General features: G+C 64.0%; 9 protein-coding genes and 1 riboswitch. Of the genes, 6 read left to right on the top strand and 3 right to left on the bottom strand.

Going from position 1 to position 8,267, the window contains the following annotated elements; genetic code table 11:
• Together ABX74_RS24925 and ABX74_RS24920 are read left to right on the top strand one after the other, a co-directional pair.
• Nucleotides 1–1,037: MFS transporter (locus tag ABX74_RS24925; protein WP_047889924.1), on the top strand; the 1,037-nt coding region annotated here is incomplete at its 5' end.
• On the top strand, nucleotides 1,037–1,531 hold the full coding sequence (locus ABX74_RS24920; protein ID WP_019744935.1) for a DUF2771 domain-containing protein: 495 nt from the start codon (nucleotides 1,037–1,039) through the stop codon (nucleotides 1,529–1,531). The genes ABX74_RS24925 and ABX74_RS24920, both read left to right, overlap by 1 nt.
• Nucleotides 1,532–1,619: 88 nt before the next feature.
• On the opposite strand, the gene ABX74_RS24915 is transcribed toward ABX74_RS24920, so the two are convergent.
• The gene (locus ABX74_RS24915; RefSeq protein WP_007733502.1) at nucleotides 1,620–2,033 is read right to left on the bottom strand and encodes a cold-shock protein; all 414 of its coding nucleotides are present in this window, start codon (nucleotides 2,031–2,033) and stop codon (nucleotides 1,620–1,622) included.
• 215 nt (nucleotides 2,034–2,248) lie between these two features.
• Here ABX74_RS24915 and ABX74_RS24910 point away from each other — a divergent pair, with 215 nt between their 5' ends.
• Complete coding sequence (locus ABX74_RS24910; RefSeq protein ID WP_003940194.1) at nucleotides 2,249–2,476, top strand: hypothetical protein; 228 nt, start codon at nucleotides 2,249–2,251, stop codon at nucleotides 2,474–2,476.
• Between the two features lie 33 nt (nucleotides 2,477–2,509).
• Nucleotides 2,510–2,899: a YccF domain-containing protein gene (locus ABX74_RS24905; RefSeq protein WP_003939919.1), complete on the top strand. Its 390-nt coding sequence runs from the start codon at nucleotides 2,510–2,512 to the stop codon at nucleotides 2,897–2,899.
• Nucleotides 2,900–3,020: 121 nt separating this feature from the next.
• Here the strand turns inward: ABX74_RS24905 and ABX74_RS24900 are convergent, their stop codons facing one another.
• Nucleotides 3,021–4,418, bottom strand: coding sequence for a YncE family protein (locus ABX74_RS24900; protein WP_041815176.1), 1,398 nt, complete (start codon nucleotides 4,416–4,418; stop codon nucleotides 3,021–3,023).
• A 383-nt stretch (nucleotides 4,419–4,801) separates the two neighbouring features.
• Nucleotides 4,802–5,022, top strand: a riboswitch (cyclic di-AMP (ydaO/yuaA leader).
• Between the two features lie 8 nt (nucleotides 5,023–5,030).
• Between ABX74_RS24900 and ABX74_RS24895 the strand changes: the two genes are divergently transcribed.
• On the top strand, nucleotides 5,031–5,594 hold the full coding sequence (locus ABX74_RS24895; RefSeq protein WP_019744938.1) for a transglycosylase family protein: 564 nt from the start codon (nucleotides 5,031–5,033) through the stop codon (nucleotides 5,592–5,594).
• An 83-nt stretch (nucleotides 5,595–5,677) separates the two neighbouring features.
• On the opposite strand, the gene ABX74_RS24890 is transcribed toward ABX74_RS24895, so the two are convergent.
• Complete coding sequence (locus ABX74_RS24890; protein ID WP_019744939.1) at nucleotides 5,678–5,866, bottom strand: hypothetical protein; 189 nt, start codon at nucleotides 5,864–5,866, stop codon at nucleotides 5,678–5,680.
• 60 nt (nucleotides 5,867–5,926) lie between these two features.
• On the opposite strand from ABX74_RS24890, the gene ABX74_RS24885 reads away from it, so the two are divergent.
• Nucleotides 5,927–8,251, top strand: coding sequence for a helicase-associated domain-containing protein (locus tag ABX74_RS24885; RefSeq protein WP_047889908.1), 2,325 nt, complete (start codon nucleotides 5,927–5,929; stop codon nucleotides 8,249–8,251).
• The last annotated feature ends 16 nt before the right edge of the window (nucleotides 8,252–8,267 follow it).

Raw genomic sequence — 8,267 nt, 5'->3', positions numbered from 1 at the left:
CGGCCGCGCTCGGCATGATGGTGCTCAGTAAATCGTTCTCGGTACTCAAGAGTGCGGTGACACCACGCGTCCTACCACCGGAAATAGACCTGGTGCGCGTCAATTCGCGTCTAACGGTCTTCGGGTTGATCGGCGGAACGATCGGCGCCGGCGCCGTCGCGGGTGCGCTCGCGCTCGCTTTCGGTTCCACCGGAGCCTTGTGGTTCGCCGTCGCCGTCACCGTCTTCGGCGCATATCTGAGCATGCGAATCCCGTCGTGGGTCGAAGTCACCGAGGGTGAGGTTCCCGCGACCATCACCTACCACCCGGACGAGGCGCACCACGCCGGCAGCGCCCCACCACAGCCGAACGCGAAACCGGCCAAGGTCCGACAGCCTCTCGGACGCGCCGTGATCATCGGACTCTGGGGCAACGGCACCATTCGCGTGCTCACCGGCTTCCTGACGCTCTACATCGCGTTCGTCGCCAAATCACGCACCGATCACGAGCCGCTCCAGCAGGCCATGATGCTCGGCCTGGTCGGCGCAGCGGCCGGTCTGGGAAACTTCGCCGGAAATGCCACGGGTGCGCGCCTCAAGCTCGGCCGGCCCGCACTGATCGTGCTCCGGTGCACTGCGTCGGTCTGGATCATCGCGGTGATCGCAGCGCTGACGGACAACCTGATGACCGCTGCGCTGGCCACACTCGTAGCCTCCGCAGCCAGCGCACTCGCAAAGGTCTCACTCGACGCGTCACTCCAGCACGACCTGCCCGAGGAATCGATCGCGTCCGGATTCGGCAGATCCGAGACGGTTCTGCAGTTGAGCTGGGTACTCGGCGGCGCATTGGGGGTTCTGCTTCCGACCGAATACTGGATCGGGTTCACTGTTGTATCGGTGTTCCTGACGATCGGGCTTCTACAGACCTTCCTGAGCTACCGAGGAAGCAGCCTCCTGCCCGGCCTCGGCGGGAAGCGACCCGATCTGGCCGAACAAGAAGTGACCGAAGTGATTTACACCGGTAAATCCAACCGAGGACAAGGAAGTACTCCGCAGTGATGATGCGCTCGAGAACAAAGAAGATCGTGGCAGCGATCAGTGTCCTGATGGTGGTGGCACTAGTTGCTTACGTCTCCGTTCTTTTCGTGATCATCAAGAACATCAACGACGACCCCGAAAAGCTACCGGTCATCACTGCATACGCACACGGCAAGACGATCGAGACGAACCCTGCCGGGTTCTGCACCATCGATCTGTCCCAGTGCGCCCAGGTGGGCGACATCTATGCCCTCGACGTTCCCGCGGGCTACCCGCTGCAGCTGTCGTTGTCGACGGACGTCTCCGATGCGCAGTGGGCCCTGCTGGCGGTCTACGAGGATGCCGACGGCAACCAGACCGGCGAACCCCGAGTCTTCGAGCCCGGCGAGGCCCTGGCAGTGACGGTCGAATCTTCGAGCGATCCCGTCAAGCAACTCGTCGGCGTCGAAATCCACCTCGCCGTCGGTGAGGGAAGCGAACAAGGACTACTGATCTGGTCGATCAAGACCGCCTGATCCCCGGAAGAACGAAAATGCCCTGCACACCGATTGGTGTGCAGGGCATTTTGTTTCGAAGCCGTGTACGGCAGCTCGAATCGAGCGATCAGGTATCGAGCTCGCGAGCGACGGCTCGGACGACCTCGGAGATCCGCTGAGCGGTCTTGCGGTCCGGGTACTTGCCGTTGCGCAGATCCGGCTGGACCTTCGCCTCGAGCAACGTGATCATGTCCTCGACCATGCCGTGCAGCTGGTCAGGGGTGTGCTTACGCTCGACGGGCTCACGACGCGTCGCCGTAGCGCCCCGCAACGACGGCGCCGGCTCCAGCACCTTCAGGCTCAGCGCCTGCGGACCGCGGCGGCCCGCAGCCATGCCGAACTCGACGCGCTGGCCGGCCTTCAAGCCTTCGACGCCCTCGGGGAGAGCGGAAGCACGGACGTAGACGTCCTCGCCCTCTTCCTGCGACAGAAAGCCGAAACCCTTTTCGACGTCGTACCACTTCACCTTGCCGGTCGGCACCGCGTTCACCTGCTCATCACTCGACTGGGGCATCTGCCCCAATGTGCTCGGGAGGCTCTCGGAAGAGCCTCATGGCCTTGCTCGCATCGCTTCCGGTGGAAGAATGCAAAAGAACGCGCCCCACACTTGCTTCAGCGGGGCGCGCAGTCTGTTAACAGTCTACCTGTGACGAACCCGGGTCGGCACCCAGGTTTACAGGCACTATCCTCGTAGGTGTGGACCCTCAACCGAACCCGCGCACTTCCGGCACCGGAAACGGTCTGTTCCGTACGGCGATGGCACTGTTCATCGTCGGATTCCTGGCGATCGTGGCCATCTTCGCAGTCCACATCTTCAGCGACACCCCGCCCGGCCTGGCGTTGTACCTGGTGGCACTCGCGTGCCCGATCGGCTTCCTTCTGGCCATCGTCTACACGCTCAGATCCGGTCGACGCGTGCGCTGATCACTCCCGCCTCCAACCGAAAGGTCACTGACCATGAGAATCCTCCTGAACGTGATCTGGCTGGTGTTCGGCGGCTTCTGGCTGGCGTTGGGCTACTTCGCCGCAGGCATCATCTGCTGCATCCTCATCATCACGATTCCCTTCGGAATCGCGGCATTCCGCATCGGCATCTACGCACTGTGGCCGTTCGGTAAGACCGTCGTCGACAAGCCGACCGCTGGCGTCGGTTCGATGATCGGCAATGTCATCTGGGTGATCATCGCCGGTATCTGGTTGGCGATCGGACACATCGTCACCGCCGTCGCGATGGCGATCACGATCATCGGAATTCCGCTCGCGGTCGCGAACCTGAAGATGATTCCGATCTCGCTGATGCCGCTCGGCAAGGAGATCGTCGACGTGGACCGCGTCAATTACGCATAGCCGTGGACCGCGTCAATTACGCATAGCCGTGGACCGGGTGAATTACGCGTAAGCGGGCCCGGAGACAGAAGAACCCGACCACAGCAGGTGCTGTGGTCGGGTTCTCTCGTATCAGGTCGGATCAGCGGCCGAGGCTACCGAGTCCGGGGAGGTTACCGAGCGAACCGGTACCCGTTCCCGGGTTGCCCGGATCAACGGGGCCGACCGGACCCTCGGAGACCACGATGGTCACACTCGAAGCGCGCGAAAGCACGCTCTTCGCAGTGATCTCGACGGTGACGCTGCCGACGGCCGTGGGGGTTCCCGAGATGGTGCCGTCCTGTGCGAGGGACAGTCCGCCGGGCAGAGTGCCGTTGGTGAGCGCAAAGGCTGCCCGGGTATCAGCGGCAGTGAGCTTCTGCGAATACGCCTTACCGACCTGAGCGGCAGGCAGTTCGACGGTCGCGGGTAGCGGGTACGCAGCAACGACGGTCACCTTGCCCCCGTTGGTCGTCGACGCGATGGCGCCGGTCGAGGTGTCGAGCGCGAGGTTTTTGACCTTCTCCAGTGCCGGAACCTTGGTATCGGTCAGAGCGGTGGTGGCGCGGGTCGTCAGATCGACCGACCACAGGTGTCCGTTCATGACGTCCGCGACATATGCAATGCCTGCAGCAGCGTCGACGACCACGCCGTTGGGAATCGCGGTCGGAGACAGCGTGGTCTTCGACAGAACCGCGCCGGCCGGGGTGATCGCCCACAGGTTGGTTGCCCGGGTGTCGGTCATGTAGATGTTGCCGGTCTTCGTGTCGACATCGACGTCGACCGGGTAGAGGTTGTCGGCACGCACGATCGACTTGAGTGCTCCGCCCTTGCGTACGTCCGCCTGCCACAGCGTGCGGCCGTAATTCTCGTCGAAGAAGTTGGTGTCCGCGATGTAGAGGAAGCCGCGGACACTGTCGAAGGCGAGCTTGGTCGGCGTTGCCGACTTGTCGACCAGAATGCTCGACACGGCGTCGGCGGCGTTGGGGTCGACGACTCGGATGTTGCCGGACTTGTAGTCCGAGAAGTACGCGCGGTGTGTTGTGGGGTCGACGACGACATCGTTGATCTGCGGCCGCGAGCCGTCGGGGTTCTTCTCGCTCAGCGTGACCGTCTTTTCGACCTTGCCGGTCTTCGTGTCGACAATCGAGATCGCGCCGCCGTAGGAGGAGGACACGTATGCGCGTCCGAGGTCCGAGTCCACGGCAAGTGCCGACGGGTAACCGACGACACCGTCGATGGTGCCGACGGACTTGCCGGTCTTCGTGTCGACGACGGACAACGAGCTGGTCGGTCCGCCGTACTGCGTGATGTATCCGCGGTGGGTTGCCGAGTCGACGACGATGTCACCGGGCTGGGTTGCGGAATAGCTTCCGACAACACCGTGTGTCGGATCCTCGGGTGAGGCGTGTGCAGCGGGAGCAGTGACGGCCAGGCCGACAGCAGCAGCGGCGACGGCGAGTGACGCGGTGACCGCACGCCGACGGTATTGCAGTTTCATGAGGGGTGCCCTACTTCTTTGGAAGACTCTGCGAACCCTGCCCATTCGGGGCAAGTCAGGCAAACCTAACCTAAGTTTCAATCTCGATGTTGAGATGCAGGACACATCTTCGACCTGGATCGGCACACCTCTCACTCGGCCGGAATTCCATTTCCACATAACGTGTGACCTTGCTCACATTACGGATGGATAACGGAACGGACACAACCGGACATTCACTCAGGCACCCCCACCTACCTGGGAAGAGTCTCCTGCGCTTTGTGTGACGCGTTGTACGTCCTTCGCCACGCCGCGTTATCAAATGGTGACACGAGAGACTCGAGCCGTTACCGTCGTTTTCGGCCGGGAAACTCGGCCACCTCCGGCCCGCCGCGCCAAGCCTTGTCCCGCGGGTACCGGACTTCCGACAGAGCATTCCAGGGACGAGGACGGGGGACCCAAAGTCCTCTGTGAGAACAGAAAAGTTCTCCAGTGGACACCGGTTCGATCGCAAGACCGAATCTTGGGGTGAAGCCAGACCCTTTCCAGCCAGGAAAGGCGAGGCCGGGCGACCTCTCAGCCCGAACCCGACAGCTGACCTCGCAGGCGCGTGTGGAGAGGATTTCGACCATCATGAGCGGACGCCATCGCAAGCCCACCACCACCGGTCGCACTGTCGCCAAGGTCGCCGTCACCGGCGCCATCATGGGCGTAGCAGGAATTGCAGCCACCGGAACCGCAAGCGCTGCCCCCGACTCCGACTGGGATCGTCTCGCCCAGTGTGAGGCCGGCGGAAACTGGGCCATCAACACCGGCAACGGTTACCAGGGCGGACTGCAGTTCTCCCCCAGCACGTGGAACGCACACGGCGGCGGACAGTACGCAGCCACCGCAAACCAGGCCACCCGCGAGCAGCAGATCGTTGTTGCCGAGCGTGTTCTCGCAAACCAGGGTTGGGGCGCATGGCCGTCCTGCTCCTCCAGCCTCGGACTGAGCAGCGGCGCCACCGAGCGTTCCGCTCCGGCCACCACGGCTCCTCAGGCAGCTCCGGCTCCGGCACAGCAGGTCGCTCAGACCGTTGCACACCCGGTCGCTGACGCCATCGATCAGGCAATCGCGTTCGCCAAGGCCAACGGCATCCCGGTCGACCCGCAGATCCTCGCAGTCGCCGACACCGCGAAGACGTTCCTCAAGTAACACCGGTAAGACTGTCCGCTCGGACGCTCGAACATCAAGAAGGCCCGCACCGAATCGGTGCGGGCCTTCTTCGTGTCGAGTTGTTATCGGTTGATGACGGTGTGCGGGTGTACGTAAGGAAGTGACTCCACCGGAACCGGAAAGGTGGTGTCCTCGCCGAAGGGTGAAAGTCCACCTGCGCGGGTCGATGACAATTCGGTCACTGCGTGATCTCCGTCTGCAGTTTCCGGCCATCCTGGATCTACATAGTGTTGCTTCGAATTGTTGGCCACGAAGTCATTTTGACAGGACGCCGTTACGCCGTACAGACCAGGTCTCTAATCTGATACCTGATGACCGAAACACGTGGCACCCCGGCGGGCAGTTCCGCAGCCGAAAGTCTGACCGATTGGCTCTCGGCGCGCAGTGACGCCGAGTTGACGGAGTTGCTGCGTCTGCGCCCCGATCTGGCCGTACCGCCGCCGAGCACGATGGTGGTTCTCAGTGGTCGGGCGCAGCAACGCGCGTCGGTCAGCCGAGCGGCGGACGAACTCGACACCCTGGATTTCGGTCTTCTCGAATTGTTGGCACTGGCCGGCGCCGAGGAAACTCCGATGACGCGGGCGGAGCTCAACAGTGCAATCGCCGAACGCGCCCTGACCGGCAAGGGCAAGGTCACCAAGAAGGCCGTCGACAAGTCACTGTCGAAGATGCGTGAGTCCGCCCTCGTCTGGGGTGTCGATCCCATCAGCGTCGTCCCGGCAGTCATCGGGATGATTCCGTGGCGTGTGGGGCGAGCCCTCGAACCTGCCGAGGCGATGACCGAGACCGAGATCTCGGCAGCCCTCGACGCTCTGGACACCCGCGAGCGGGATCTCCTCGAGACTCTCGCCAACTCCAGCCCGATCGGTCGCACCCGCGACGCCGCCCCCGGAACGCCGCCTGAGCGCCCGGTTCAGCGACTGCTGGCGGCCGGTCTGCTGCGGTGGCTCGACGAGCAGACCGTCGAGCTTCCGGCGACGGTTCGTCAGGTCATCCGCGGCGAGCCGGTATTCGATCCGACGACGCTGACCGCACCCGTCATCGGGGGCGACAAACTCAAACCCGCGGACGTGAACGCCGCAGCGGCCGGCGAGGCACTCGAGTTGGTACGCCAATGCGAGAGCGTGATCGCTGTTCTGGGCGCAGCACCGGCCCCAGCACTGCGAGCCGGTGGACTCGGTGTTCGAGAACTACGACGCGTGGCCAAGACGGCCGATCTCGACGAAGCGCGAGTGAGCCTGCTCGTCGAATTGCTCTCGGCAGCCGGACTCATCGCCAGTGGAACGCCCGACCCGGCGCCGGTCTCGGACAACGCGGACGAATACTGGACGCCCACACTCGCCGTCGACGGCTGGCTCAACGCGTCCACAGCGCGTCGGTGGGAGGTGCTGGCGTCCGCCTGGGTCGACGTACCGCGAGTTCCGTGGATGATCGGGCTGAGGGATTCCACCGACAAGCCCATCGCGGCGCTGTCCGAGGAAGGCCGGGCCCCGGCGGCTCCGCGCGATCGCCAGGCCATTCTGGGACTACTCTCCGAACTCGACAGTGGCCAGACTGCATCGGCCGTCGAGGTAAGTCGACTACTGGCGTGGCGACGCCCGCGATGGAGCGGGCGCCTACGGACGTTCGCAATCGAGCGGACTCTGGACGAGGCCGCCGCGCTCGGGCTGGTGGCCCGCGGCGCGTTGTCGTCACCTGGACGAGCTTTGCTGCACGGCGGGGACGCCGAAGCCGAAATGCAGTCCGCCCTACCCGAGCCCATCGACTACATCCTGGTCCAGGCAGATCTGACTCTGGTTGCGCCCGGCCCGCTCGTACCGGACCTGCTCGAGCAGGTGAGCCTGGTCGCGGACATCGAGTCGGCAGGATCGGCGTCCATGTACCGCATCAGCGAGGACAGCGTGCGGCGTGCGCTCGACGCCGGTCTGACGGCCACCGAACTGCATGCGATGTTCGCCTCGAAATCGAAGACGCCTGTTCCCCAATCACTTTCGTATCTGATCGACGATGTCGCCCGTCGACACGGGCGACTGCGTGCCGGAGTGGCAGCGTCGTTCATTCGGTGTGAGGACGCGTCACTGCTGGCGGAGGTCCTCGCTTCGGCGGTGGCGGAGCCCCTGGCATTGCGCGCCTTGGCTCCCACAGTCGCGATTTCGCAGGCCCCACTGCGCGAGGTCCTGGCCGAGCTGCGCGCAGCCGGATTCGCGCCGGCAGGTGAGGACTCCTCGGGCACGTTGGTCGATCTCCGCCCACGCGGGGCGCGTGTACCGAACCGTCGCAGCCGACCGCAGTCGCGAATGCCCGCAAGCCCGTCGGCGGATCAATTGGCGTCGTTGGTACGCACGATGCGAGCAGGTGACCGCGCTTCCGCCCCGGGCCGTGGTGGTGTCCGGACGGACGGTTCGAGGGAGAACAATGCCGCCACCATCGCATTACTGGCCACAGCGGCCCGGGACAATTCGAGCGTCAACATCGGCTATGTCGACGCTCAGGGGGTAGCGACTCATCGCATCGTCGACCCCGTCAGCGTGGGCGGCGGACAGCTGGACGCCTTCGACCCGGCAAGTGGTGCCGTACGCCGTTTCACGTTGCACCGCATTACTTCCGTCAGCCCCGTCGACTCCGGAAAAAAGTAGCAGAAAAGAAGCAACT

The organism is Rhodococcus sp. ARP2 (assembly GCF_001029585.1).
In the GTDB taxonomy this organism is placed as follows: domain Bacteria; phylum Actinomycetota; class Actinomycetes; order Mycobacteriales; family Mycobacteriaceae; genus Rhodococcus_F; species Rhodococcus_F erythropolis.
The sequence above is the reverse complement of the archived record's forward strand: the minus strand, read 5'-3'. Positions and strand labels throughout refer to the sequence as shown.